This is a genomic window from Prosthecobacter sp., assembly GCF_046154365.1.
Classification (GTDB): domain Bacteria; phylum Verrucomicrobiota; class Verrucomicrobiia; order Verrucomicrobiales; family Verrucomicrobiaceae; genus Prosthecobacter.
In genome coordinates, this window is record NZ_JBJXFV010000066.1 from 35,574 (window position 1) to 60,916 (window position 25,343).

Genomic DNA, 25,343 nt, shown 5'->3' on the forward strand with positions numbered 1-25,343 from the left:
GGGATCAGAGCGCCCGTTGCAGGAAGGTTTTTTCTTCCGGCAGCAGCAGGGGCGGCGGAATGCGTTCGACGAGGCGGAAGACCGTGCCAGCATCGCCGCCGGTCAGTTTCAAGAGCGCGGCATACACGGCGCGTTCACCTGCGGCGAGAGAAGCCGGTTTGGCAACGCCGGGGAGCGCCGTGCGAACCAGATCAAGCTGTCCCTGGCGGTAAGCGGCGAGGGCACGCAGCAGGTTGAGACGGTCTATGTGCGAAGCATCGTCGGGCTGGGAGATGCCCAGCAATTCCTGCTGGGCCGTTTCGAGGTCGATGCCGAGCAGCAACTGGAGGTATAATTTTTGAGTCAGGCGAACGGTGCTTTCAGGCTGCAAGGCCAGCAGACGGGTGCAGGTCTTGAGCATGCCGGGACCGTCATGCTGATAATCGGCCATTTGATAAACCTTGGCGAGCATGGCCGGCTGGGTGCGCGAATGCTTGCTGGCGATGGCCTGGTAGCATTGTTCCGCCAGATCCCACTGGTTGAGCTGTTCGGCGAGGTTTCCCGCTTGAAGAGTTGTGGCGGGGTCATCTCCGCGTCCGGCCTCTTCAAAAATGCGTGCCAGCGTCTGGCGTGCGTGGCTGGGATCGGCATGCAGATGGAACTGTGCCTCGACCTGCCAGAGACGGATTTTTTGCGCTGGATAGGCGGAATCAATGCCGCCCTTGGTGAGGAGGGTGTTGAGATCCTGCCATTTCCCTTCGCCACGCAGGGCGTTGACATAGTGAGGCAGGAGATCGGTGTAGAGTGCGGCAGCCTGGGCTGAAACCATCCGCAGGAGGCGTGCGTTCTCGTGTTCCTCCGCCAGCCAGGCTACGAGCGGCGTGGTTTGTGCTGGCGGCCGATTTTTCCACCGCACGACTTCCTGGTCGATGATGTCGGCGCGCAACTGCGGACTGAGGCGCATCCGGGCGGAAAGCAGGATGAATCTGGCGGTTTCACGTCTGGCGCTGGCGAGGGGCGATGCCTCGATGATCTGGAACAATTCTTCGGCCTGTGGCACGGTGAGTTCCTTGGTCATGGCCAGCAACTCGATAGCGGTGAGCAACAAGGGGCTGTCGGAGCGTGCGATCTGCCAGAGACGCTCACGCATGGCGCTGCGGCGTGAGGGATCGCTGCTGGAGGTATCAATGGCGGCGAGTTGTCGCAGGCTGGCCGCATCAACCGGGCTACTCTTCAACGCTTCGCGTTGGACTTCAGTGGCGCGTTCGTAGTGACCATCGGCTTTCAGTAGCTCGGCCTGAAGCTCCAAGCTGTGCGGTTGCTGGTGTGCCGCCAGCGGCAGCTGAGCGTAGATTTCCCTGGCCTTGGCGGTCTCACCGAGCTTGGCGTGCATTTTCCCCAGCAATGCCAGATCATCAGAGGTGGCGGCGCCCATTTCCTGTAACTGCCGGATGAGGCCGATGGTGGTGCGTGGATCACCGCTGACGGTGGTGATGAATTCCAAGCAGGCCCGGTTGACATCGGGATCATTGGGCACCCAGCGTTTGGCCTCGCGCATGGCCGCCGCCGCCTGCTGCCAGTTTTCATCCTTGATGTGTCGCCGCAGTTCCGGCAGATGGCGGCGGCCCAGCCATTGTCTGGCGAATTGGGTGACGTGTGGGAAAGCGAGCCAGCAGCCGATGCCGAAGACCAGCATGGCGGCGACGAACAGGATCAGCGTGCGCTGCTCCTGCCGCGAGCGTGCGGCACGCTGCTCGACGGTCTCAGGTCGTGACGGACTGAGATGCTTGCGCCTGCGCTTGCTCTGGGGCGGAGTGCTCATGGCCGTGATTGCCGGATCAAGGCACCTGGAAGTCGAGGACGCAGCGGAAGCCCAGATCGGCACGGGTGGAATTTTTCAGCGCGTGACTACGGGCCGAGGTGAGCAGCGCGTCTTTGTCGTAAGCCAGCCAACTGCCGCCTCGAATCACGCGCTCCTCGGGCGCTCCTGGCCAGGTGTCCTCGCACCATTCGGAGACGTTGCCGCCCAGTTCGAAGAGGCCGAGGGCGTTGGGTCTCGCGCTGTCCACGGGCGCGGTGTAGGAATAGCTGTCGGCGGTGCCCGGAATCTTGGTGGCGTCCAGATTCGCCGCGAGAGCCGGCGGTTTCCAGTCATCCGCTTTGGGCGTCCAAGGATAGTGAGTTTTGTCGCCGAGGTGTCGTGCGGCGGGATCGGCCCCCTGCTCATTTTTCAAGCCGACGGCCAAACTCCATTCGAGGTCGCGTGGCAGACGGTAGGCGGCGGTGGTGGGGATGAGCTTGCTGGCACGGTCACGCTCCGTCAGCCAGGCGCAGAAGGCGGCGGCATCCTCCCAGGAAACCCCAGCGGCAGGGTGACTGCCACCAAGGAGGAAGGAGGGTTTTTTGCTCCAAGTACGTCCCGTGTCATGCAGCCAGATCTCGTAATCGCGCACACGGGTCTCGGTAGCGCAGATGAGGGGGCCGCCTTTCTCCTGTAGCGGGACAAAGCGCATGCCCAGTGCATTGAGGAAAGTGCCGCCATCGGCTATCGCCGGTTTCAAGCTGGCAGGGTCGGGCAGGGTGTCGTCCCCTCCTTTGCTTTGCATTTTTTTGCGCACTTCCTCGATGGCGGCGGTGTCCACCTTGCGGCTCTCAGCCATCGTTTTCATGCGGTCTTCTAACTCACGTTTTTGCTCGGCGTCGGTGGCGGCCAGCAGGCTGGCGGTGCGGCGCTTGTCCTCAAACACACAGCGAAAGCCGGTGGTCGGGGCGCGCAGATCCACCGGCACGGCGTACTGGTAGCCGGAAGTGAGGCATTCCGCGCGGAAGTAGGCCCAGGATCCGCCGCGTAGAATTCCATTCGGCTGAGCGCGAATCTCCATGGGTTGAGTCCACTCCCAGACATTGCCCGCCAAATCGTAAATACCTTCTGCTGAAGGGGCAAAACTGCCCACCGGAGCGGTGTAGGCATAGCCATCGCTGTATCCAGGGATCTCACCATCGGCGAAGTTGGCGGTCTTGGAGGGCGGCGGCCACTCCTGGCCCCACGGGTAGATGCGGTCATCAAGCATACGATCTTCAGCGGTGAGGGCGACTTTCTTGCGGCCACGAGCCAGGCCCACGGCGGCGTCCCATTCGTCCGGGGTCGGCAGCCGGTAGGCCTGGGAGCTGTTGATCAGTTGCTTTTCACGCTCGGTTTCGGTGAGCCAGTTGCAAAAGGCCACGGCGTCCTGAAGATTGACGCCCACCACCGGATGCTCCGGCGTCTGCTCAAAGTGCGCCTGGTAGGACCACGGATGTTTTTTCTGCCGCAGAAATTCGTTCCATTCGGAGAGCCGCGTTTCTCGCGCAGCCACCTGTACCGTGATGCCCGGTACAATCACGAAGCGTGCGCCCAGAGTGCTGACATGTGGTTTGGCCGGCTCATCCCCCCCTGTCGGGGAAACATTCTGTGCGCTGGCGACGAAGCATGCAGACAGACAGAACAAAAGAGCGGCTTGGCTAGGCTTGAAAGGACGCATGCCGCACTTGGTATATGGAGAAAGGAGGAAGTTCATCCGAAAAAAGCCAAGTCGCGCCTGTTTCGTTACAGTGACAGCAAAGAGGGGTGTCAAAATGTTAACACGGCATGGAAGTTTATCCTTTGCGCTCTGAATGAGAGTGATAGAGTCGCCCTCCTTTTTGAAAAATGCCGTTCCAACCTCGGCAATGACCCCCTGGCCGCCCTGTGAGCGACCAATGGCGGCAGCTTGTCCGCATTCTTTTTGAAGCATGATCGTCCTCGGACTCAACGCCTACCACGGCGACTCTGCCGCTGCCCTGGTCAAAGATGGCCAGCTCATCGCCGCCGCCGAGGAAGAACGCTTCCGCCGCATCAAACACTGGTCCGGCCTGCCCACCGAGGCCATGCAGTGGTGCCTTGCCGACGCGGGCATCAGCCTCGGCGATGTCGATCACATCGCCATCAACCGCAATCCCAAGGTCAATAACCTGCGTCGTGCACTCTACGTCCTGCGCAAGCGCCCGAGCCTCAGTCTGATCCTCAAACGCCTCGGCAACATCAAGCGTGCCGGCAGCTTCGAGGATGCCGTGCAGGCGGCGTTTCCCGGTGAAAAACTGCGGGCGCAGGTGCATCGCATCGAGCATCACCTCGCGCATCTGGCTTCGAGCTTTCTGGTTTCCGACTTTGATGAAGCGGTGTGCCTTTCGGTCGATGGCTTTGGCGACTTTGCCAGCTCCGCCTGGGGCATGGGGAAGGGGAATGACATCCAGATCGATGGCCGTGTTTATTTTCCGCACTCGCTGGGCATTTTTTACTCCGTCATCACGCAGTTCATCGGCTTCCCTTATTTCGGCGACGAGTACAAAGTGATGGGTCTCGCACCCTATGGCGAACCGAAGTATCTCAAGGAGATGCGCGAACTCGTGCAGGTGCAGCCGGACGGCACGTTCAAGCTGAACTTGAAATACTTTCGCCATCACACCGATGACGTGCATTACACCTGGGACAACTGCACTCCTGAAGTCGGCACGCTCTATAAGAAGGAACCGATGGAGGCCCTGTTTGGCCCGCAACGTGAAAAAGGCGCCGCGTTGGAGCAAAAACATCGCGATCTCGCCCGCAGTGCCCAGGCCATGTATGAAGAGGCCTTCTTCGCGATGCTGCAGTCACTGCACGCGAAATACCAGTGCCCCAACCTCGCCCTCTCCGGCGGCTGTGCGATGAATTCTGTCGCCAACGGCAAGGTTTATCTCAACTCGCCCTTCAAGCAGATGTACCTCCCCGCCGCCGCCGGTGATGCTGGTGGTGCCATCGGTTCGGCGTTCGTCGTCTCGCGGCAGTTGCATCGCGAAAAATTCGTCATGGATCACGCCTATGTTGGCCCGCAGACGAGCGACGCCGAGATCAAGGTGCTGCTTGAGGCGCGTGCGGCAGACATCCAGGCTGAAAACTGCACTGTGCGTCACTTTGATGACGAGGGCGAATTGTGCCAGACCACCGCCACCGCCATCACCGAAGGCAAGGTCATCGGCTGGTTCCAAGGCCGCATGGAATGGGGGCCGCGTGCCTTGGGCAACCGCTCCATCCTTGGTGATCCGCGCCGTGCCGACATGAAGGACATTCTCAACCTCAAGATCAAGCGCCGTGAGTCCTTCCGCCCCTTTGCACCTTCGATTCTGCGCGAGCATGTGAGCGAATGGTTCGAGCAGGACGACGATGTGCCCTTCATGATGGAAGTGTTCCAAGTGCGTGAGGACAAACGCCCGCAAATCCCCGCCACCACCCACGTCGATGGCTCCGGCCGCCTGCAAACCGTGCATAAGGAGACCAATCCGCGCTACCACCGCCTCATCAGCGCTTATCGCGAGATCACCGGCGTCCCCATCGTCCTCAACACCAGCTTCAACGAAAACGAACCCGTTGTTTGCCAGCCGCAGGAGGCTCTCGACTGCTTCCTGCGCACGAAAATGGATGTGCTCGTGCTCAACGACTGGATGGTGACGCGCTAGTTCGCGTGGCCTGCTGCCTCTGATGTCGAAAAACCCTCCGCACAGCAAGAAAGCCCGCGCTACGACCATGCCCGTGGCGCTGCTGCTAGTGACTGCGGTTTCACTGCTGGCGGCCGAGGGGCTGGTGCGGCTGGTGCTTCCGCAAAACCTTTCCGGCACCTGGTTTGTGCCTGCGGGCCGTCCTTACTCCCTCAACAAGGCCGGCGGCACGGCCAGGCATCAGTCGGGAAGTCGTGTGGTTCATTATCGTTTCAACGAGCATCATATGCGCGGCGGGGCGGTTGCTGAGGCGGATGTGAAGCTGCTCTGCCTTGGAGATTCATTCGCCTTCGGCTGGCTGGTGGAGGAGCAGGACAGCTTGGTGGGTCTGCTACATGCCAGGGCGGCCAAAGAATTTGCCCCTGCCAGCATCGAATTCATGAACGCAGGCACGGGCGGTTGGGGCGCGGCCCAATACCTCGCCTTTTTTGAGGATCACGCGGCGCTGCCGTCTGCGGATGTGGTGGTGGCATTCCTGAATTTCGCGGATGTGAAGCGCAGCCAGGGCAGCGGCTTGTTCCGCCTGAGCGCTGATGGCGAGGCAGAGCCGGTGGCGGCCGCCAACAGCGGCTCCGGCTGGCTGCGTGCCGTGGTGCATGGGGTTCCCGGCCACGAGTGGCTGCTGGAGCACTCCCATCTCGTTCAATTGACCCGACGTGCCTGTCTGATGACCGGCGCGGCTGACGCCAAACCGGCGGTCGCGTCCGCAGCGGATGATCGTGAAGGCGTGCGGCTGGTGCAGGCAGTGTTCCGCCGTCTGAACCGGGCCTGTCAGGAACGTGGTGCCGCCCTGCTGGTGATTGCCATCGGTGTGGGTGGTTTGATCGAGCAGGAGGCTCCGCAGGAATGGTCGCCGGCAGACCGGCTCTTCGCTGATCAGGCCGCCGACTTTTTTGCGTCAATCAAGGTGCCGTTCATCGACCTCTCCGGGCCGGTGACAGCAGCGGCTGGAACGGATGCAGGGCGGTATCTTATCCCGGTGGACCACCATCTCAACGAGGCGGGCAGCGCCTTATGTGCGCAGGCCGCTTGGCCGTGGTTGCGGGAGCATTTGGCCCGGATCATCCCGGAGAAAAATCGTCCTGAGCGGTCATGAAGGGCCTCATTCTCGCCGGCGGCGCCGGTTCCCGCCTTTATCCGCTGACGCAGGTCGCCTCGAAGCAGCTACAGCCGGTGTATGACAAGCCGATGGTCTATTACCCGCTCACGGTGCTCATCGCTTCCGGCATTCGTGAGTTCTGCCTCATCTCCACGCCGCACGATCTGCCGCGCTTCCGCCAACTCCTCAGTGATGGCTCTCAGTGGGGCATCGCCATCGAATATCGCGAGCAGCCGAAGCCGGAAGGCATTGCGCAAGCCTTCCTTATCGCCGCAGACTTCATCGGCAGCGACCCGGTCACCTTGATCCTCGGCGACAACATCTTTTTCGGCGGTGACGCCTTCCCGCGTGCCTTTGCCGAGTTTCAATCCGGTGCCACCATCTTCGCCTATCGCGTCCATGATCCCGAACGCTACGGCGTGGTTGAATTTGATGCGGAGGGCAGGGCCGTCTCGCTCGAAGAAAAGCCCGCGCAGCCGCGCAGCAACTACGCCGTGCCCGGCGTCTATCTTTATGACAACGACGTCGTCACCATCGTGCGCAGCTTGAAGCCATCGTCGCGTGGTGAACTAGAAATCACCGATGTGAACCATGAATATCTGCGTCGCGGCACGCTGCAGGTGCAGCGCCTCAGCCGCGGCACGGCTTGGCTCGACGCCGGCACCAGCAGCAGTCTGCACGATGCCTCCGCCTATGTGCAGACCATCGAAAAACGCCAGGGCACCAAACTCGGCTGCCCGGAGGAGGCAGCCCTCTATCGCGGCTTTCTCACGCTCGAACAGTTTGAAACGCTCGTCGCCGGCATGCCGCGCTGCGAGTACCAGGACTATCTCAGCGGTGTCGCCACCGAAGTGCGGCGTGTCGGCATCCAGGGCGCATGAATCTCCTCGTCACCGGCGGTGCCGGTTTCATCGGCTCCAATCTCATCCGTCATGTCATCGACCAGCCTGAGATCACTAAGCTCGTCAATCTCGACTGCCTCACCTATGCCGGCCACCTCGCAAACCTCGACGGCATCCATGGCGTTCACCCACGCTATGTCTTCGAGCAGGTCGATCTGCGCGACAAAGACGAAGTCCTTCGCGTCATCCGCCAGCATGACATCACGCACGTCATGCATCTGGCCGCTGAATCGCATGTCGATCGCAGCATCACCGGCCCCGGCGACTTCATCACCACCAACATCAACGGCACCTTCCACCTCCTCGAAGCCTGCCGTGCTCATTGGCTCAATCCAGCATCCAGCATCCAGCATCGAGCATCCAGATTCCTCCACGTCAGCACGGATGAGGTCTTCGGTTCCCTTGGCGAAACCGGCTTCTTCACCGAAACCACGCCCTACGCACCGAATTCGCCCTATTCGGCCAGCAAAGCCGCCAGCGACATGCTGGTTCGCAGTTACATCCACACTTACGGCCTGCCTGCGGTCATCACGAACTGCTCGAACAACTACGGCCCGTATCAATTCCCCGAAAAACTCATCCCCGTCGTCATTCAGAGCATTTTGAGCCGCAAATCCATCCCCATCTATGGCGATGGCATGAACGTCCGCGACTGGCTCTACGTCGGTGACCACTGCCAGGCGCTGTGGACCGTTTTGACCACCGGCAAACCCGGCGAGACCTACAACATCGGCGGCGGCAACGAACTGGCCAATCTCCCTCTCGTGCAGCAGATCTGCGATCTCATCGACGAAATGCAGCCCGACCTCGGCGGCCACTCGCGTGACCTCATCACCTTCGTCCCCGACCGGCCCGGCCACGATCGCCGCTACGCCATCGACGCCAGCAAAATCCAGCGCGAACTCGGCTGGACGCCCGCGCACAATTTTGCATCCGGCCTGCGAGAAACCGTGAGTTGGTACCTGGGGAAGCAGGACTGGATTGAGGCCGTAAAACCTCGTTAAATACAGAGTTCATGCTGAATCTCCTGCAACAACGCGATGCGCAACGACAGGCGGACCGCCTGCTCGAATGGCGGCGCGCGCGCGGGCAGCTCAAGACCAGCCTGCACCGCCACCTTCCGGGCCAGCGGGTTTGGTTGTTCGGGTCGCTGCTGGAGCTTGGCCGTTTCAATGTCGCTTCCGACATCGACCTCGCGATTGACGCCCTTCCCACCGGCATGTCCCTCTACACCCTCACGGCTTTGCTGGACGAGGACATGCAGCGGCCCGTCGATGTGGTGTATCTGCCAGAATCCCGGCTGCGGCATAAAATCAGCACACAGGGCGAAGCATGGATCGCATAGGGCTCATCACGCTGCAGGCGGAGGTCATGGACGATGTGCGCGTCGCCTCCCAGGCGGCGGCAGCGGCCCGGCAGCGCCTGTCGAAGGGCGACGACAGCGGTCTTGAAAGCTGCGCCTATCAGCTCGTCAGAGTATTTAACATCATCGAGCAGGCGGGGCTGCGCATCGCCAAGGCCTTTGAGAACCACATCGACGACGAGCGCGGCTGGCACGCGGAGGTGGTTCACCGCCTCAGCATTGAGGTGCCGGGTGTCCGCCCCGCTCTGTATCAGCCGGAAATCCTTCCCGCACTTCGTGACCTGCGCGGTTTCCGTCATGTCATCACCCACGCCTACGATCTCGTGCTCGAGGCCGATCGCCTCGCCATTGTCGTTCGTCATGCCGGTGAAGCCGCCCGCCTGCTACCCGGCATGGTCGAACGCTTTTTCGAGCATGTAACGGCAGAGCTGGCCCAAAGCTGACCGCTGGTGTCAGGCGGGCCTCCTGCTTTCCATTAAATATGACTGAAATCATCATCGAAGCCGGACGCACGGAAGCGCATTACTGGCGCGACCTCTGGCGTTTCCGCGAGCTCTTCGGCTTCCTGGCCTGGCGCGACATCCTCGTGCGCTACAAGCAGACTTCCATCGGCGTCGCCTGGGCGGTGATCCGGCCGCTGCTGACCATCCTCATCGGTGCCGGCATCTTCGGCGGGCTGGCCAACATGCCGTCTGATGGTGTGCCGTATGCGGTGATGGTCTGCGCCGGCACGCTGCCCTGGTACTTCTTTGCCAGTGCCTTGAGCGATTCCAGCGCCAGCCTGGTGGGCAATGCGAACCTCATCTCGAAAATCTATTTTCCGCGTCTGATCCTGCCGGTCAGCGCCGTGGTGGTGGCCTTCGTGGATTTTGCCATTTCCCTGGTCATCCTGGGTTGTCTCATGGCCTGGTATGGCATGGTGCCCACCTGGCGGCTGCTGCTGCTGCCGGTGTTCATCCTGCTCGCCTTTCTCAGCGCCATGGGGCCGGGGCTGCTCTTCACCGCGCTGAATGTGAAGTACCGCGACTTCCGCTACATCATTCCGTTCGTCGTGCAGTTCGGTCTGTTTATCTCGCCAGTCTTCTACAGCACCACGGCGATCCAGGAACGGTATGGCGACATGGGCCGTTTGATCGTCGCCATCAATCCGGTCGTGGGCATCATCGACGGCTTCCGCTGGGCGATCTGCGGCACGACCACGCTGCATTGGGAGAGCTTCATTCTCTCCACCGCGTTGAGCGTGTTCTTTCTCATCCTCGGCGTGTGGTACTTCCGCAAGACGGAGAAAACCTTTGCCGACGTGATTTGAAATCTCCGCAGGTGGATGAATGCAGGTCAATGCATGAAAAGATATGGTTGCAACGCTGGCTGCCTCTCCTCAGCGGCATCGTCGGCGTGCAGACGCTGGTGCAGGGCTGCAATGCGCTGTCAGGCATCCTGCTCGTGTGGGTGCTGCCGCGCGAGACCGCCTATGCCTGGTTTACGGTGGTAAGTTCGATGATGGTCATGGTTTCCCTCCTCTCTGATTCCGGCATGACGTCCGCCGCCAACACTCTTGGCGGTCCGATCTGGCAGGAGCGCGCCAGGTTCACGCAGGTGATCGCTGCGGTGCGGCGGCAGCAGCGCTGGCTCACCGGCTTCGCGGTGCTCATCGTGGTGCCCTGGTTGGTGGTGCTGCTGCAGCGGCTGAACACTCCAACATGGGTGACCGGGCTGGCGGCACTCGCCGTCGTGCTGTTCGCCTGGCCGATGGCGGCGGCGCAGATTTTTGGCAATGTGAACCGGCTGCATGCCCGCTTGCGCCCGCAACTGCTGGCAGAACTGGCAACGTCCTGCACGCGGCTGCTGCTCACCGTCGGCGTGCTTGTCATCGCTGCGCTGGCAGGCTGGTCAGTTGGGCCGGTGTTTGTGGGAGTGGTGTTCGCCGCCGTCTTGTCGGCGTTGCTCTATTACTCCATGGTGGAACGTCAGGCAGAGCAGGTACTGGACCAGAGTCCGCCATTGACCGGTGAATTTGACTCTGCCATCCGTCGGATCGCATACAGCACCGCAGGCTTCACCGTGTATTATTGTCTGCAAGGCCAGTTGAGCCTCTGGCTGATCAGTTGGCTTGGCGCTGCCGCCCAGGTGGCGGATGTGGGCGCTCTCAGCCGGCTCGGGTTGTTGTTTTCACTGGCCAGCGGCCCCCTGGTGCAGGTTGTGGGGCCGGCCTTTGCACGCAGCACGGACTGCGCCCAGTTGCGGCGGCAGTTGTTGCAGGTGTGCGCGTTGTATGCCGTGTTTGCCGCCGCCATCCTCCTGCTCGTCACGTTGCTGCCGGGGCCGGTGTTATGGCTGCTGGGGCCGCAATATGGCCATCTGGGCGCGGAATTGCCGCTGGCGGCGCTCGGTCTGACGGCCGCAGGCTATTCCGGCATCATCTGGGGCCTGGTGCTGGCACGCGGCTGGGTTAAATCTTCCGCGCTCATCATTCCGGTGGGACTCGCAGCCCAGTTGGCGGGTGTGCTGATCTTCGATTTTTCCACCGTCACCGGCGTGCTGGGTTTCAATCTCTTCATCACCGTCCCGGCCGTGCTGCTGGCCTGTGTCATCACGGCGAGAGGATTTTCCAGGTGGAAAACCCAAAGCGGAAACGGGAAAATGAAACCATGAAAACCCTCAGCGAAGACATCCTGCGTGACCCGCGCTACCCGGTGCATCTGATTGCAGGCCAGTTGCTGCCCTATCTTCGCGTGCTCGTCGAGCAGTTCCAGCCGGAGCAGATCATCCTGTTCGGCTCCTACGCTTACGGCAAACCAGACCGCCACAGCGATGTCGATCTGCTCATTGTGCGCGAATGCGCTCCCTACCCGGATTCTCACGCCGCAGCCAAAGCGATCCGCCATGCGTGGTGGCCCGTCCGTCGCTCCGGTGCAAACCTCTCAATTGAATCCATCGTCGAAACACCTCATGGGCACCGGGAACGCCTCGACAAAGCAGGAGGCTTCTATACTGAGATCAGCCGTCAGGGAATCCCCTTGTTATGAAGACGGATGAAACCAACCCGCAGGACTGGTTCGACTCAGGGCGAGAGCGGCTGCATGTCAGCGACCTTGCATTCGCCGCCGACGGCCATGCTGGAATGACCACGAAGGAATTGCTTCAGGATGCTGCCGAGCGCTATTTGAAAGGCTGGCTTATTTCCCAAGGCTGGTCACTTGTAAGAACACATGACCTGTCCCGTCTGATACACGAGGCCGAGTTGTTCGATGCTCGCTTTGCATCCTATGCAGAGTAGGCCGACGATCTGACCCAGGCTTTCCTGCAATCTCACTATCCCGGCGGTGATCCCGACCTTGTGGGCCAAGATTACCAGAGCCTCCGTCAAACAACCACCGAGCTGGTGGAACACATGCGCGAAACACTGCCGTAGTTTCAGGTCTAGGCATCCGGACTCCTTCCACGCCGTCAGACGGCGCTTTTCTCACCACCGTGACATCTCCCATCATCCGCGTCGAAAACCTGGGCAAATGCTACCGCATCCATCATGAGTCGCGGGAGCGTTACACCGCCCTGCGGGATGTGATCACACGCAAAGCCAAGCGCCTCTTCAGGCCATCAACCATCAACCATGAACCATCAACCGAAGAAGACTTCTGGGCGCTGAAAGATGTCTCTTTCGAAGTCAATCAAGGCGAGGTCGTCGGCATCATCGGGCGCAACGGCGCGGGGAAATCCACGCTGCTCAAAATTCTCTCCCGCATCACCGAACCGACGAAAGGTCGCATCACGCTCAATGGCCGCATCGCCAGCCTGCTGGAAGTCGGCACCGGCTTCCATCCCGAACTGACGGGCCGCGAGAACATCTTCCTCAATGGCGCCATCCTCGGCATGACCAAGGCGGAGATCAAAAGCAAGTTCGACGAGATCGTCGCCTTCGCCGAAGTGGAGCGGTTTCTCGACACACCCGTGAAGCGCTACAGCAGCGGCATGTATGTCCGCCTCGCCTTTGCCGTCGCGGCGCATCTGGAACCAGAGATCCTCGTCGTCGATGAGGTGCTGGCCGTTGGTGACGCGGAGTTTCAAAAGAAGTGCCTGGGCAAGATGGGCGAGGTGGCCAAGGGCGGGCGCACGGTCCTTTTCGTCAGCCATCAGATGGCGGCAGTGCAGCGGCTGTGCAGCCGAGGCATCGTCCTCGCGGATGGCCGGATCGCCTTGGATGGCAATGTGGATGCGGCGGTGAAATCGTACCTGCATGCGGCTGACTCCCTCGCCGTCACGCGACTGGACAAACGCATCGACCGCAAGGGCAACGGGCGCCTGCATTTCCACGCGATCTCGATGCACGATGCCGCCGGGCGGGAAATCCCCTCGCCGCTCTGCGGAGCACCGGCGAGCATCCAGTTCCATTACGAGTCGGATTTTGCCGAAGGAATTCACGAGGTGGATGTGGCCATCAAACTGCGCAACGAGACTGGCGGCGTCGTCACCGCGTTTGCCAACATTCCAACCGGACAAGGCCGGCTGGCAGTGACCAGACGCGGGTACTTTGAGTGTCGCTGGCCGAAGACGCTGCTGCGCAGCGGAGCGTATGTGTGCGCGCTCTACTGCGCGGTGGACGGCGACATCTGCGACTGGATGCAGGATGCCTTCACCATCATGATCGAGGATGGCGACTTTTACGGCACCGGGGTCATGCTGCCCCGCGATCACGGGGACATCCTGTGCGAGCACCAATGGGAAAGTCATCGAGAGCAAATTCAGTCCACTGTCGCATGAGCATTCCCAAAAAACTCGTCCAGGATGCTTTCGCACTTCTCGGCCTGAAGGTTTCACGTCTCGCAGGCGGAAAGCCCTCGGGCAGCGACAAATACTTCAACACCGGCCAGCTCACACCGCTGGAGGAGAACTCCAAGGAGCTTTACGACACGTTTTACGGAGATCATCAGGCGCTGGAGGAATACTACCAGGGCTACAGGATCGAGTTTTACTCCCAAGTGTCGCGCTGCGTTCGCGAGAATGGCGTGGTGCTCGACGGCAAACGTCTGCTCGATGTGGGATGCGGCACCGGACATCTGCTTTCTGAATTGAAATCCTGGAGCAATCCAAAGTGCATGGACGGATGCGATTTCTCCGACGCGGCGATGCAATACTCGAAGGCCAAATTCCCAGGCTGTCACTTTTTCGTTCAAGACATCACGCAGCCGATCCCCGGTCAGTATGATGTCGTCTGCTGCACGGAAGTGATCGAGCACATTGAGCGTCCCTTCATCGCGCTGCAAAACCTCATGCGCGTCGTCGCTCCTGGCGGATGCCTGATTGTCACCGTGCCCAATGGCCGCAAGGACACCTCCAACGAGCACATCAATTTCTGGAGCCCTGAGAGCTGGAAGGTTTTTCTCGAACGCGAATGCCCGTCGTGCGCCATCAAGACGACGACGCTCATGGACGGTCGGATAAACTTCGGACTCATCCGCCTGCCAGCTTGAGGATCAGCGCGCGAAACATGATCGTCATCGTTGACTACGGCACTGGGAACCTCGGGTCCATCCAGAACATGGGGCGCAAGGCAGGCGGTGAGATGCTGATCTCAGGCGATCCCGATGTGATCGCGCGCGCTGAGAAGCTGATCCTGCCAGGCGTGGGCGCATTCGATGTTGGCATGACCAATCTTCGTGAGCGCGGGCTTGAGGCACCGCTCAATGAGGCGGTCTTGAAGCGCGGCGTGCCCATCCTTGGCATCTGCCTTGGCATCCAGCTTTTCACACGCCGGAGCGAGGAGGGCAAGATGGCGGGGTTGGGCTGGATCGCGGCGGACACCATCCGCTTTCGATTCGACACCGAGGCAAAGCAGTCCGCGCTCAAGGTGCCGCACATGGGCTGGGACAACATCGAGCCCACTCGCGAAGACCGTCTCCTGAAGAACCTGCCTCCCGAGCCGCGCTTCTACTTTGTGCATTCCTATCACCTCGCCTGTGACGACGCCTCGGAAGTGCTGACGTGGACGGAGTACGGACATCGGTTCGCCTCGTCAGTGCAGCGCGGCAACATCTGGGGCACTCAGTTTCATCCGGAGAAGAGCCACAAGTTCGGCTTCGCACTCCTGCAAAACTTCGTGAACCTCATCTGAATGTTCCGCAGCCGCGCCATCCCATGTCTGCTGATCAAAGGCGAAGGTCTCGTCAAAACGGTGAAGTTCCGCCAGCCCAAATATGTGGGTGATCCCATCAACGCCGTGAAGCTCTTCAACGACCTCGAAGTCGATGAACTCATGCTTCTCGACATCACCGCCACTCCCGAGGGCCGCGAGCCGGACTTTGCGCGTGTGCGCGATCTCGCGAGTGAGGCATTCATGCCCATCTCGTATGGTGGCGGAGTGCGCAGCCTCGCTCATGCAAAGCACCTCTGTCACCTCGGCGTCGAGAAAATCGCCGTGACCACGGCGGCCGTGGACAACCCATCGCTCGTCTCCGAGCTGGCGCGTGAGCTGGGCAGCTCGACGGTCATCGTTGGCATGGATGTGAAGCTCGACTGGCTGCGCAGACCGCGTGTATTCAAGCAATGCGGCATGAAGAACACCGGCATCGATCCCGTCGCCCACGCGCGCGAAGTGGAGCGCCTCGGCGCAGGCGAGCTGTTGATCAACTCCATCGACCGCGATGGCACGCAAAGCGGCTACGACTTTGATCTCATCGAGAAAGTGTCGCGTTCGGTGAGCATCCCCGTGATCGCGTGTGGCGGCGCGGGCAGCGTGGACGATCTGGTGAAGGCCACGCAGGCCGGGGCATCGGCGGCGGCGGCGGGCAGTCTCTTTGTTTTTCGCGGCCCGCATCGTGCTGTCTTGATCAACTATCCATCCCAGGAGGAGCTGCGGATGGCATTCCAAAAGATCCCATGAGCATCGCCACTGCTCCAACCGAGACGGCGCGCCACACATGCACCCGTTGCGTGATGGACACATCCGATCCCGATATCCGGTTCGATCAGAATGGGGTGTGCAACCACTGCCATGACTACGACGCGCGCAGCAAGATGCATGTCTTTGACGGTGAGGCCGGACGCGCCAAGCTCGCGGAGACCGCCGCGCTCATCAAGGCAGACGGCGCGGGCAAGGCATACGATTGCATCATCGGCGTGAGCGGCGGAGTGGACAGCACCTATGTCGCCTGGAAGGTCAAGGAACTCGGCCTGCGCCCGCTCGCCGTTCATCTCGACAACGGCTGGGACTCGGAGATCGCCGTCAGCAACATCTCCGCCTGCTTGGTCAAGCTCGGGATCGACCTTCACACGCACGTCATCGACTGGGTGGAGTTCAAGGACATCCAGCGCGCCTTTCTACTCGCCTCCACACCCGACGCGGAGATACCGAGCGATCACGCCATCTTTGCCATCTTATACAGGGTGGCCACGCAGCACGGACTGCGGCATGTCATCACCGGACTGAATGTGCGAACAGAAACGCATGTGCCGCTGACCTGGTCTCAAGGCCACTGGGACTGGGGTTACATCCGCGCCGTGCATCGCCAGTTTGGCAGCGGCAGGATCAAGACCTTTCCGCACTTCAGTTTTCGCGAGTTCTCGACCATGTGCCGCCACTCGCATGAAACCACCAACCTTTTGGACTACATGGATTACGCCAAGAAGGACGCGCTGGTATTCCTGCAAGGCGAGCTGGGTTGGAAGGACTACGGCGGCAAGCACTTCGAGAGCATCTACACCCGCTGGTTCCAGGGCTGCTACCTGCCGATAAAATTCGGCTTCGACAAACGCCGCTCCCACCTGTCATCGCTGATCTGCTCCGGTGAGATCACGCGGCAGGAGGCGCTGGAAAAACTCGAGTCCCCGCCCTATTCCCCCGCCCTCCAGCAGCAGGACTGTGAGTATGTGGCCAAGAAGCTGGATTTCTCTCCCGCCGAGTTCGAGGCCATGATGACGGCCAGCCCGAGGCGCCATGAGGAGTTTCCTTCCTACCACAAGCGCACACATGCCTGGTGGTATCCATTTTTGCTCCGGGCCAATCGTGTCTGGAAGCGCATCGTGCTCCGGCAGAAATGAATTTGGACGCCTCCATTTCCAGTCGATCCCAGCGTCTCATACGCCGCATCGGGCAGTTGCTCGCCCGTCCTGTGCTGGATGAGCCGACCATCCTCGCCACATTGAAATCCCTGCCTGACAACCGCCGCCCGGTTGTCATGATTCACAGCTCGCTCTCCAGTTGCGGCAAGGTGCGCGGAGGCGTTGCGGCCGTACTCGGTGCCATGTGTGATTGGACTGAGGGCGGCACCCTTGCCACGCCAACCCACACTTACTGCTACCCGGATGAGCGGGGGCATATCCCCGTGTTCGACCCCGCGCGCACGCCGAGCCTCGTGGGAACCGTGTCCGATGTCTTCTGGCGCAAAAGCGGAGTCGTCCGCAGCCTGCACCCCACACACTCCATCGCAGCCAGCGGAACGCTCGCCCATGAACTGGTGGAGGGCCATGAACTCACCGACACACCATGCGGCACCGGGACGCCGTATGAGAAACTCCTTCGGGAGGACGTCGGCGTGCTGATGTATGGCGTCACGCTGAATGCGCACACCATGTTTCACATCGCGGAGGCCATGGCGGCCGTTCCGTATCTATACTTTCCTCAACAGGTGAATCTGCGGTTTCGCTCCCAGGAAGGTGTGACCCGTGACATGCGCATGTGGCGCCAAAACATGACCGTGCCGCGCCGCTTCGCTGAAATGGATTCCTGGCTCGAAGAGAGAGGTCTTCTACACCGGAAGCCTTGTGGAAACGGCGAGCTGCTCTGGCTGCCGCACGCTCAGGCCGTTCACCAGGCCCTGATCGCGGAGATGAGCGTTGATCCGTGGCTTCTCGTGCCGAAAGAAGCGCGCCCGGCAGCAGCCGCCTCCTGAACCTCCATGCCTCCGATCATCCGCGTCGAAAACCTGGGCAAGTGCTACCGCATTCACCATGAATCGCGTGAGCGTTACACCGCGCTGCGGGATGTGATTGCGCGGAAAGCCGGAGGCTTTCTTGAAAAGCTGAAATTTGGAAAGCAAAAAGCAGAAATCCAGAATGCCGAAGGCCATGATCCATCTCTGCTTTCCCAATTTCCCATTTCTGCTTTTCACGGTGGCTCCGCCACCGAGGACTTCTGGGCGCTCAAAGACGTGTCCTTCGAGGTGAACCAAGGTGAGGTCGTCGGCATCATCGGACGCAATGGTGCGGGGAAATCCACGCTGCTGAAAATCCTATCCCGCATCACCGAGCCGACGAAGGGCCGCATCACGCTCAATGGCCGCGTGGCCAGCCTGCTGGAAGTCGGCACCGGTTTTCATCCCGAACTAACTGGCCGCGAAAACATCTACCTCAACGGCGCCATCCTCGGCATGACCAAGGCGGAGATCAAAAGCAAGTTCGACGAGATCGTCGCCTTTGCCGAGGTGGAGCGGTTTCTCGACACACCGGTGAAGCGCTACAGCAGCGGCATGTATGTGCGCCTCGCCTTCGCCGTCGCCGCGCATCTGGAGCCGGAGATACTCGTCGTCGATGAAGTGCTGGCCGTCGGTGATGCGGAGTTCCAAAAGAAGTGCCTGGGCAAGATGGGCGAAGTGGCCAGAGGCGGGCGCACAGTTCTGTTCGTCAGTCACAACATGAGTGCTGTCATGAACCTTTGCGACAGTGGAATCCTGCTCAGAAACGGATGCCTGACGTTTTCGGGCGGCATCAGTCAGACTGTGAGCGAGTATCTTGCATTGGCAGAGAAGACATCAGGATTCCTCACCAGTGGCAACATTCGAAGCGGCGACCGAAAAGTTTTCATTCAGGACATGAAGTTCATGCCTGAAAACCCCGTCACAGGCGATTCTGTGAAGGTTGTATTTGAACTCATGCGAGAGGATGCATTTCCAGAAATCATGTCGGTGGATGTGGCGATTGGATTCTTCACGGAGACGGGCGACAAGGTGCTACAGGTTTATTCTGTTGATACTCATTCCAGCTTTGGATTGAGAGAAGGCAGAACCATTCTGGAGTTAAAAATTGACCGCCTGCCGCTGACTCCAGGTGATTACCGTCTCAATGTGTGGATCGGTTCCGGCGGGATCGTGCATGACTGGATTCAAAATGGATACCTCCTCACGGTTGGCCCAGGCGGCTTTGTTGAGGGGAGAGTAGTTGGTAATCATGGCTATTCTGTGGTGTTGCCAGGAGAATGGAACGCACAGCACCCCATCGTATGAATGTGCCGTCACTAAGTCAGCCGAAGATTGCTGAGGTGGTTACCAATGATCTGTGCATCGCCTGCGGTGCCTGTGTGGAGGTCTGTCCCACCAAAGTGATCAAGCCTGCCTACAATGAGTTTCGAGCCGCCCACGAGGTGCGCATTGATGATCTGCAGGCATGTCAGTCATGCACCGCGCAGCCGTGTGACTCGGTGTGTCCGAGCATCCGCGTGGATCTTCCTGATCTTGCGCGTCGATCCATGGGATTGAATGTGAGTGACATGTCGCGCCAAGGACCGGTGACGGGTGTTTTTCTCGGCTATTCCCAGCCTCACCGGGACAACGGTGTCTCCAGTTCGGGCGGTATCGTGCGCCTGCTGATCCAGACGGCGCTGACCGCATCGACTCCAGTCATCTGCCTGATCAAAAAGGAACACGGTCATGGGCCGGCCATCCTGCGTTCGGTGGCCGAACTGGCCAAGGTGCCAGGCTCGATTTATCACGGCATCGGATTCCTGGATGCCATTCCCTTGCTGCGCAGCGTCGATCAACCGTGCTATCTCGTTTCCACCCCCTGTCAGTTGGAGGGCATCCTCAAGTATGCGGTGGATCACGAGCCTGCGCTGCTGGACAAGATCGCGCTCAAGATCGGATTGATCTGCGGCTGGATGTATTCAGATCACTCACTGCACGCCTTTATGACCTACAAAGGCATCAAGGGCGACTTCACGGACGCAAACTATCGCGGCGAGGACAAGGTGGGGCTGCTGAAAATCCGCACCGGTGAAGGCGAGCACAAATTTCACCGCCGGGTGTTTGCCGGGCGGGCGGAGCGCCTGGACTATGCCGCGTCATTTTCATCTGGAGCCAACCGTTTGCGCTGCCGGCTCTGCCAGGATCACCTCAACGTGTTGTGTGATGTGGCGGTGGGGGATGCGTGGCTGGCACGCAAGCATGAGCAGAAACTCAGCATCATCGTCACCCGCACGCCTGCAGGATTGAAAATTCTGCGGTCCCTGGAGGCTGCCGGCTCGCTTCATCTCGAAAGTTCGGGAGAAAATGACATCATCGAGAGCCAGTCTGAAGATTTGGTCGAGGGGCAGACAGCGCGCCGTTTTTCCAGGCATCTTCGTTCCATAGGCATGGCCACACCTGAGTTTGTTTATGCGGAAACAACGCGGCAGGAGCCGCCTCCAACGCTAGCGGAACAGGCTGGATTCGGCATTGAGCGCCTGCTGCGTTGGCTGCTGCGCAACAAGAACTACCGGCTGTTTCGTAGCGTCTATCTGCTGCGTCACCTCTCCCGCTATCATCCTTGGGTGGGAAGGCTGTTCAGGATTCCGGGGAAACTCTTTCGGCTGCTGAAAGACAGAAAAACGACCGCACTATCAGCATGAAATTCTTTGTCACAGGCTTGTGTCTTCAAGGCAACAAAGGCGGCCCCGCGTTGGCGCTCTCCTTGATGAAAGTGCTGCGGGCTGAGATTCCTGAGGCGGAATTTGTTTTTTCCGTGCCGCCGGAGCCCGAGTTCCAGTTTGAGCAAAAGAGGGCGCGGACTTATGGCGTCAAGGTAGTTGAGGACAATTGGGATGGCGGATTGCCTTCACTCCATCCCTGGCGGGTACTGAAGGAGGGGCTGGGTTCATCACTCCGCAGATTACGCAAATTAAAAACTTGGCACCAATCCATGCGTTCGTGCGATGTGGTGCTGGACATGACCGCCATCGGCTATGTGGGGCCGCCGGAAGGATCGGAATATCACGGGCTAGGCATGCGGTATCGTTACTTCAAGGCGGCAAAGCGCACGCGGCGTGTGTTCCGCGCCTGGACGCAGAGCTACGGTCCTTTTTCGACTCCCGCGCTGGCCAAAGCGGCAAAGGAAGACCTCTCCACTCTGCCCACGGTCTATTGTCGCGGCGAGGAGACACTCAGGCAGGTGCAGGCTTTTTTGCCCGGCAAGGACTGTCGTGCCTACCCGGATGTGGCGGTCGTTTTGGACTATGACCGTCAGCAAGGGCATGAACTGATCAAGAAAGCATTCGGACAAACTCCCGATCGCAAGCTGGTGACCATCTCTCCCAGCGCCGTGCAGTTTGGCAAAGATCTGTCCGGAGGAGAGTCCGCCTATGTGCGGCAGCGCGCCCGGCTCGTGGACCAGTTGCTGGATCGTGGCTATGCCGTGCTGTTTGTGCCGCATACCAGCCACCCGACTCAGCACACTCCCTACCGCTGCGATCTGGCGGTCAGTCTGGCCATTCATGCACTGGTGCGTCCCAGCCCCTGGGTGTCCGTGATCTATGCTGATCTCTCCGCCAGCGATCTCAAGTCGGTGATCAGTTGCGCGGACGTTCATATCGGATCGCGTTACCACAGCGTCGTCGCCGCTCTGTCTGCCGCTGTTCCCGCCATCTCGCTCTCCTGGCACCACAAGTATGCCGACATCATGACCATCTACGAGCAGTCGAAGTTCGTCCTCGACGGTCAGAGCCAGACCTTGGTGGAAGACTGCACCGCCATGGTGGAAGAACTGATGGCTCGAAGCGACGAGGTCTCCGCGCAACTCACCGCCTTGCAGCCACAGGTGGCGGCTGCCGTGTATGAAAACGCGCGCCACCTGGTCCAGGGACTGCCTTTGAAGCAATGAACGAAGCGCCTCCAACCAGATGCAGGGTGTGCGGCTCAGTACGAGTGCGCGCACTCGGAGCCGTCGAGTACTTTTCCGGCTATCCCTGGCAGGTGGCTGATTGCGATGACTGCGGCTGCCGCTTCACGCGTCACGATGAATCCGTGCATGAGGTCTTCCATCAATCCGGCGCCATCTCGTATTATGCCGAGTATCGCGATCTCGCGGAGCAGACTGGGCGCCTCTTCGCCGCGCGCGATCTCGCCGGGCTTCAACAATATCTCGTGGAGACATCCCCGAAATACCGCTTTGTCATCGAGGCGGCGGAAGGCCTGGACCGTGGCGCGTCCTGTCTCGAGATCGGTTGCTCGCGTGGCTACCTCTCGTCCTGGCTCATTCTCGCGGGATTGAATGTTCTCGGCCTTGATGTTTCCCCCGAGGCCGTCTCCGCAGCCTCGGCTTCCTTTGGCGATCACTTTGCACTCGCCGGTTCAGCGCGTGCGGAGTCCGGTGGTCCCTATGATCTGATTTATCACGTTGGTCTCATCGGTTGTGTGGCAGACCCTCTGGGCCTTACACGCGATTTAATCAAAAAGTTAAAGCCGGGTGGCAGGCTTGTCTTCAATGTCCCCAACCGCAACGCCTGCTGGATGCACGATCAGTGGTGGGTCGATACCACGCCGCCGCCGGATCTCGTCACCATGTTTCCGCCTGATTTTTGGAGGAATCAGTTCTCAGAAGTCTTCCAGGTCGAGGAGCAGATTCACTTCCGCTCCACGGAGCAAAACGTGCAGGCATGGGCTTCACAAATGGCAGGAAAGAAATGGCAGAAGCCACATCCGCAGCCCTTGGCTCCCTCTCCGGATTGCCATCGGACATGGAATCAGCCAGCCAACAGGCGGTTGTTGCAACGCTTTCTTTCCAAGACCATCAAGCTCACCGGGATGTCAAAGTTCATTCCACCGGTTCCGTTGGAGTTTGGTTATTTTGTGACCCTCACGCGGCGCTCCTGAACCGATGACATCCGCCCTCAAGCAATCGACCAAATGGCTGGCGCAGCAAACGCTGGGACGCATCCCCGCGCCCGCGTCGCGGCTCACCGGAAAGCTGGCACTCGATGGCGGGACGCCGGTGCGCGACACACGGCTGCGACCCTGGGCAGGTTCAGACAATCATTCGCGCACCACCTGGGTGGCGCATGTCGGACCAGCCATGCGTCAGGTCTTCTTGAGCGGCTCAGAAGGCTTGCCGCAGACCAAGCAGAAGGAGATGGCGCGCAGGTTTGCCGACTACTGCGGCTGCAAACATGCGCTGATGCTGCCACATGGCACGGATGCACTGCGCTTTGCCTTGTCGGCGGTGTTTGATCATGACGGACTCGACTACGGCGGAGAAGTGATCGTGCCGAACCTCAGCTTCATCGCCAGCGCCACCTGCGCTTTGGACCGGCGCTTCGGCGTGGCGCTCGTCGATGTCGATCCCGGTACGCTCAATCTCGATCCACAGCGCGTGGAGGAGGCCATCATTCCCGGCAAAACCAAGGCCATCATTCCCGTGCATCAGTTTGGCCAGCCAGCCAACATGACAGCACTCACCGATATTGCCAAGAAGCACGGCTTGAAGATCATCGAAGATGCTGCGCAGGCGCATGGCGCGGTGTGGGAGAGCGGCCCGGTCGGTTCACTGGGGGATGCGGCGGGTTTCAGTTTTCAGTCTGCGAAGAATCTGACCTGTGGTGAAGGCGGGATGCTGACGACCAATGACAAGGACATCTTCGACCGCGCCTACATGCTGCACAATGCAGGCCGCCTGCCGGAGACCGGCTCGCGCTGGGAACATGCCACACTCGGCTGGAACTGCCGCCCCACGGAGTATCAGGCCGCGCTGCTGCTGCATCGCTTCGGCCAGTTTGAGCGGCAGCAGGAAACACGCGCGAAGAATTTCAAGAGGCTGCGTGAGCTGATGCGTGAAGTGAAGTGCCTGGAGCCGCTGGCCGAGCATCCGGGCATGAAGAAACACGGCATGTACATGTTTGTGCTGCGTTACAAGAGCGAGCACTGCGGTGGCATCAGCCTGGAGGAGTTCATGCGCGCCGCCGGAGCCGAAGGCGCGCCACTGAATCGCTGCTACGCCCACACCATCGCCGATCAACCGGCGATGAAGAGCCTCATGGCACGTCATCCCGACTACTTCCGCGCACTGCCCACCCCCGTGTCAGACAAAGCCGCGCAGGAGATCATCTACATCGGTGCCAACGTCTTTCTCGGCACGGAGCGCGACATGGAAGACATTGCCGCTGCTGTGCGGAAAATTGAGAAAGCAAAAAGCAGAGAGCAGAAATAACTCCCCGGCATCTTCGCCCCCATTTCTGCTTTCTGCTTTTCCATGTCTGCTTTTCCCCGGATGAATTTCTCCATCATCGGCACCGGCTACGTCGCCGACATGTATCCGGTCACACTCGGGAACCATCCCGGATTGAAATTCACCGGCGCATGGGACAGCAACGAGTCGAACCTCGACGCCTTCTTGAAGCGCTGGCCAGTCAAAAAATATGCCAGCCTCGAAGACTTGCTCGCAGATGAATCTGTCCAGCTTGTCCTCAACCTCACCAACCCGCGCAGTCATTTTGAAATCACCAGGCGCTGCCTCGAAGCTGGCAAGCATGTGTACAGCGAGAAGCCCATGGGAATGACCATCAATGAAGCACGCGGGCTGGCCGACCTCGCCGCCGCAAAGAACCTACTGCTGGTCTCCGCGCCGTGCAGTGTGCTGAGCACGACGGCGCAGACTTTGTGGCAGGCGGTGCGCGCGCAAGTGATCGGCAAGGTGCGGCTGGTGTACGCGAACTTCGACGACGGCATGATTGCTCCACGCCAGCAGCCCTGGTGTTGGAAGAGCGCCAGTGGCGTGCCCTGGCCGGCGAAGGATGAGTTTGAGATCGGCTGCACCTACGAGCATGCCGGTTATGTGCTCACCTGGTTAGCCGCGATGTTTGGCCCGGCAAAGCGGGTCACTTCATTCGCTTCCTGCCAGATTCCCGACAAGGGCATCGCGGTGGAAAGCATGGCACCCGATTTCACTGTCGGCTGCATCGAATACGCCGACAACGTGGTGGCGCGCGTGACCTGCGGACTCGTCGCGCCGCTCGACAAATCGCTGACCGTCATCGGCGATAACGGCGAATTGTTCGTCGGCAACGTCCGCAATGACGTGGGGCCGGTGTTTCACCGCCGGGCGGGCCTCTCGCGCCTGCAGGGTGCCCTCGCGCGCCGCCCGCGGTGGCTGATGCGCTGGCTGGAGTCGCGCTTCGCCATCAGCTGCTGGCCGGTGCTGTTTCAACGGAAGCTGCCGCCATTCCGCCCGGTGAAGGAGCAGCTCGTCGGCCCGGACAAGCCGGTGGATTTCCTGCGCGGCCCCGCCGAGATGGCCGCCGCGATTCGTGAGCAGCGCCCGTGCCGCCTTTCCGCCGAGCTGGGCGTTCACATTGTCGAAATCGTGGAGGCCTTGCAGCACCCCGAACGCTGCGGCGGGCGCAAGGAGATGACCACAACATTCGCACCGATGAGTCCGCTATCCTGATTTCAGCTTTCTACTTTTTTTATTTCAAATTTTCTGAACCCGCTCGTTTCCA

Annotated in this window: 24 protein-coding genes; 22 read left to right on the forward strand and 2 right to left on the reverse strand. The window is 60.3% G+C overall.

From position 1 onward, the window contains the following. Positions 1-4: 4 nt before the first annotated feature. Both ACKVY0_RS08185 and ACKVY0_RS08190 read right to left on the reverse strand, forming a co-directional pair. A complete protein-coding gene (locus ACKVY0_RS08185; RefSeq protein WP_409214314.1) occupies positions 5-1,801 on the reverse strand; it encodes a tetratricopeptide repeat protein in 1,797 nt (598 codons plus the stop codon). Between the two features lie 16 nt (positions 1,802-1,817). Next, on the reverse strand, positions 1,818-3,500 hold the full coding sequence (locus tag ACKVY0_RS08190) for a formylglycine-generating enzyme family protein (RefSeq protein ID WP_409214315.1): 1,683 nt from the start codon (positions 3,498-3,500) through the stop codon (positions 1,818-1,820). A gap of 250 nt (positions 3,501-3,750) precedes the next feature. Between ACKVY0_RS08190 and ACKVY0_RS08195 the strand changes: the two genes are divergently transcribed. The 22 genes from ACKVY0_RS08195 to ACKVY0_RS08300 all read left to right on the forward strand — a co-directional run bounded on the left by ACKVY0_RS08195 (position 3,751) and on the right by ACKVY0_RS08300 (position 25,291). Further along, a complete protein-coding gene (locus tag ACKVY0_RS08195) occupies positions 3,751-5,490 on the forward strand; it encodes a carbamoyltransferase (RefSeq protein WP_409214316.1) in 1,740 nt (579 codons plus the stop codon). Between the two features lie 22 nt (positions 5,491-5,512). Continuing rightward, positions 5,513-6,625 (forward strand): SGNH/GDSL hydrolase family protein, encoded by a 1,113-nt coding sequence (locus tag ACKVY0_RS08200; protein ID WP_409214317.1) that lies wholly within the window; start codon positions 5,513-5,515, stop codon positions 6,623-6,625. Continuing rightward, positions 6,622-7,509: a glucose-1-phosphate thymidylyltransferase RfbA gene (rfbA, locus tag ACKVY0_RS08205; protein ID WP_409214318.1), complete on the forward strand. Its 888-nt coding sequence runs from the start codon at positions 6,622-6,624 to the stop codon at positions 7,507-7,509. The genes ACKVY0_RS08200 and rfbA overlap by 4 nt, the downstream gene beginning before the upstream one ends. Next, positions 7,506-8,534: a dTDP-glucose 4,6-dehydratase gene (gene rfbB / locus ACKVY0_RS08210; RefSeq protein ID WP_409214319.1), complete on the forward strand. Its 1,029-nt coding sequence runs from the start codon at positions 7,506-7,508 to the stop codon at positions 8,532-8,534. Before rfbA ends, rfbB begins: the two co-directional genes overlap by 4 nt. Before the next feature lie 11 nt (positions 8,535-8,545). Beyond that, the gene (locus tag ACKVY0_RS08215; protein WP_409214320.1) at positions 8,546-8,875 is read left to right on the forward strand and encodes a nucleotidyltransferase family protein; all 330 of its coding nucleotides are present in this window, start codon (positions 8,546-8,548) and stop codon (positions 8,873-8,875) included. Further along, entirely contained in the window at positions 8,863-9,336 is a 474-nt protein-coding gene (locus ACKVY0_RS08220) for a hypothetical protein (protein WP_409214321.1), read from the forward strand. The genes ACKVY0_RS08215 and ACKVY0_RS08220 overlap by 13 nt, the downstream gene beginning before the upstream one ends. Before the next feature lie 38 nt (positions 9,337-9,374). Further along, positions 9,375-10,202 (forward strand): ABC transporter permease, encoded by an 828-nt coding sequence (locus tag ACKVY0_RS08225; RefSeq protein ID WP_409214322.1) that lies wholly within the window; start codon positions 9,375-9,377, stop codon positions 10,200-10,202. Between the two features lie 86 nt (positions 10,203-10,288). Next, positions 10,289-11,545, forward strand: coding sequence for a hypothetical protein (locus tag ACKVY0_RS08230; protein ID WP_409214323.1), 1,257 nt, complete (start codon positions 10,289-10,291; stop codon positions 11,543-11,545). Continuing rightward, positions 11,542-11,919 (forward strand): nucleotidyltransferase domain-containing protein, encoded by a 378-nt coding sequence (locus tag ACKVY0_RS08235; RefSeq protein ID WP_409214324.1) that lies wholly within the window; start codon positions 11,542-11,544, stop codon positions 11,917-11,919. The genes ACKVY0_RS08230 and ACKVY0_RS08235 overlap by 4 nt, the downstream gene beginning before the upstream one ends. Then, positions 11,916-12,170, forward strand: coding sequence for a HEPN domain-containing protein (locus ACKVY0_RS08240; protein ID WP_409214325.1), 255 nt, complete (start codon positions 11,916-11,918; stop codon positions 12,168-12,170). The genes ACKVY0_RS08235 and ACKVY0_RS08240 overlap by 4 nt, the downstream gene beginning before the upstream one ends. A gap of 194 nt (positions 12,171-12,364) precedes the next feature. Next, entirely contained in the window at positions 12,365-13,651 is a 1,287-nt protein-coding gene (locus ACKVY0_RS08245; protein WP_409214326.1) for an ABC transporter ATP-binding protein, read from the forward strand. Further along, entirely contained in the window at positions 13,648-14,361 is a 714-nt protein-coding gene (locus tag ACKVY0_RS08250; protein WP_409214327.1) for a class I SAM-dependent methyltransferase, read from the forward strand. Before ACKVY0_RS08245 ends, ACKVY0_RS08250 begins: the two co-directional genes overlap by 4 nt. Before the next feature lie 17 nt (positions 14,362-14,378). Next, positions 14,379-15,002 carry an imidazole glycerol phosphate synthase subunit HisH gene (hisH, locus tag ACKVY0_RS08255; RefSeq protein ID WP_409214328.1) on the forward strand — a complete coding sequence of 208 codons (624 nt, stop codon included), beginning with the start codon at positions 14,379-14,381 and terminating at the stop codon, positions 15,000-15,002. After that, complete coding sequence (locus ACKVY0_RS08260) at positions 15,003-15,770, forward strand: AglZ/HisF2 family acetamidino modification protein (protein ID WP_409214329.1); 768 nt, start codon at positions 15,003-15,005, stop codon at positions 15,768-15,770. Beyond that, a complete protein-coding gene (locus tag ACKVY0_RS08265; RefSeq protein ID WP_409214330.1) occupies positions 15,767-16,927 on the forward strand; it encodes an N-acetyl sugar amidotransferase in 1,161 nt (386 codons plus the stop codon). The genes ACKVY0_RS08260 and ACKVY0_RS08265 overlap by 4 nt, the downstream gene beginning before the upstream one ends. Then, entirely contained in the window at positions 16,924-17,778 is an 855-nt protein-coding gene (locus ACKVY0_RS08270) for an AAC(3) family N-acetyltransferase (RefSeq protein ID WP_409214331.1), read from the forward strand. Before ACKVY0_RS08265 ends, ACKVY0_RS08270 begins: the two co-directional genes overlap by 4 nt. 6 nt (positions 17,779-17,784) lie before the next feature. Continuing rightward, the gene (locus tag ACKVY0_RS08275; RefSeq protein WP_409214332.1) at positions 17,785-19,107 is read left to right on the forward strand and encodes an ABC transporter ATP-binding protein; all 1,323 of its coding nucleotides are present in this window, start codon (positions 17,785-17,787) and stop codon (positions 19,105-19,107) included. Beyond that, entirely contained in the window at positions 19,104-20,486 is a 1,383-nt protein-coding gene (locus tag ACKVY0_RS08280; protein ID WP_409214333.1) for a Coenzyme F420 hydrogenase/dehydrogenase, beta subunit C-terminal domain, read from the forward strand. The genes ACKVY0_RS08275 and ACKVY0_RS08280 overlap by 4 nt, the downstream gene beginning before the upstream one ends. Continuing rightward, on the forward strand, positions 20,483-21,733 hold the full coding sequence (locus ACKVY0_RS08285) for a polysaccharide pyruvyl transferase family protein (protein ID WP_409214415.1): 1,251 nt from the start codon (positions 20,483-20,485) through the stop codon (positions 21,731-21,733). Before ACKVY0_RS08280 ends, ACKVY0_RS08285 begins: the two co-directional genes overlap by 4 nt. Positions 21,734-21,777: 44 nt before the next feature. Beyond that, the gene (locus ACKVY0_RS08290) at positions 21,778-22,725 is read left to right on the forward strand and encodes a class I SAM-dependent methyltransferase (RefSeq protein WP_409214334.1); all 948 of its coding nucleotides are present in this window, start codon (positions 21,778-21,780) and stop codon (positions 22,723-22,725) included. Positions 22,726-22,729: 4 nt separating this feature from the next. After that, positions 22,730-24,055 carry a DegT/DnrJ/EryC1/StrS family aminotransferase gene (locus ACKVY0_RS08295; protein WP_409214335.1) on the forward strand — a complete coding sequence of 442 codons (1,326 nt, stop codon included), beginning with the start codon at positions 22,730-22,732 and terminating at the stop codon, positions 24,053-24,055. Between the two features lie 42 nt (positions 24,056-24,097). Further along, positions 24,098-25,291: a Gfo/Idh/MocA family protein gene (locus ACKVY0_RS08300; protein WP_409214336.1), complete on the forward strand. Its 1,194-nt coding sequence runs from the start codon at positions 24,098-24,100 to the stop codon at positions 25,289-25,291. Positions 25,292-25,343: the final 52 nt, after the last annotated feature.

Excerpts from the sequence above, each read along its gene's own strand:
- ACKVY0_RS08200 (WP_409214317.1), top strand. The coding sequence starts at position 5,513 with ATGTCGAAAAACCCTCCGCACAGCAAGAAAGCCCGCGCTACGACCATG.
- ACKVY0_RS08300 (WP_409214336.1), top strand. The coding sequence starts at position 24,098 with ATGTCTGCTTTTCCCCGGATGAATTTCTCCATCATCGGCACCGGCTAC.
- ACKVY0_RS08295 (WP_409214335.1), top strand. The coding sequence starts at position 22,730 with ATGACATCCGCCCTCAAGCAATCGACCAAATGGCTGGCGCAGCAAACG.
- ACKVY0_RS08270 (WP_409214331.1), top strand. The coding sequence starts at position 16,924 with ATGAATTTGGACGCCTCCATTTCCAGTCGATCCCAGCGTCTCATACGC.
- ACKVY0_RS08215 (WP_409214320.1), top strand. The coding sequence starts at position 8,546 with ATGCTGAATCTCCTGCAACAACGCGATGCGCAACGACAGGCGGACCGC.
- ACKVY0_RS08250 (WP_409214327.1), top strand. The coding sequence starts at position 13,648 with ATGAGCATTCCCAAAAAACTCGTCCAGGATGCTTTCGCACTTCTCGGC.
- ACKVY0_RS08220 (WP_409214321.1), top strand. The coding sequence starts at position 8,863 with ATGGATCGCATAGGGCTCATCACGCTGCAGGCGGAGGTCATGGACGAT.
- rfbB (WP_409214319.1), top strand. The coding sequence starts at position 7,506 with ATGAATCTCCTCGTCACCGGCGGTGCCGGTTTCATCGGCTCCAATCTC.
- ACKVY0_RS08285 (WP_409214415.1), top strand. The coding sequence starts at position 20,483 with ATGAAATTCTTTGTCACAGGCTTGTGTCTTCAAGGCAACAAAGGCGGC.
- ACKVY0_RS08185 (WP_409214314.1), bottom strand. The coding sequence starts at position 1,801 with ATGAGCACTCCGCCCCAGAGCAAGCGCAGGCGCAAGCATCTCAGTCCG.
- hisH (WP_409214328.1), top strand. The coding sequence starts at position 14,379 with ATGATCGTCATCGTTGACTACGGCACTGGGAACCTCGGGTCCATCCAG.
- ACKVY0_RS08280 (WP_409214333.1), top strand. The coding sequence starts at position 19,104 with ATGAATGTGCCGTCACTAAGTCAGCCGAAGATTGCTGAGGTGGTTACC.
- ACKVY0_RS08235 (WP_409214324.1), top strand. The coding sequence starts at position 11,542 with ATGAAAACCCTCAGCGAAGACATCCTGCGTGACCCGCGCTACCCGGTG.
- ACKVY0_RS08265 (WP_409214330.1), top strand. The coding sequence starts at position 15,767 with ATGAGCATCGCCACTGCTCCAACCGAGACGGCGCGCCACACATGCACC.
- rfbA (WP_409214318.1), top strand. The coding sequence starts at position 6,622 with ATGAAGGGCCTCATTCTCGCCGGCGGCGCCGGTTCCCGCCTTTATCCG.
- ACKVY0_RS08275 (WP_409214332.1), top strand. The coding sequence starts at position 17,785 with ATGCCTCCGATCATCCGCGTCGAAAACCTGGGCAAGTGCTACCGCATT.
- ACKVY0_RS08190 (WP_409214315.1), bottom strand. The coding sequence starts at position 3,500 with ATGCGTCCTTTCAAGCCTAGCCAAGCCGCTCTTTTGTTCTGTCTGTCT.
- ACKVY0_RS08240 (WP_409214325.1), top strand. The coding sequence starts at position 11,916 with ATGAAGACGGATGAAACCAACCCGCAGGACTGGTTCGACTCAGGGCGA.
- ACKVY0_RS08225 (WP_409214322.1), top strand. The coding sequence starts at position 9,375 with ATGACTGAAATCATCATCGAAGCCGGACGCACGGAAGCGCATTACTGG.
- ACKVY0_RS08195 (WP_409214316.1), top strand. The coding sequence starts at position 3,751 with ATGATCGTCCTCGGACTCAACGCCTACCACGGCGACTCTGCCGCTGCC.
- ACKVY0_RS08260 (WP_409214329.1), top strand. The coding sequence starts at position 15,003 with ATGTTCCGCAGCCGCGCCATCCCATGTCTGCTGATCAAAGGCGAAGGT.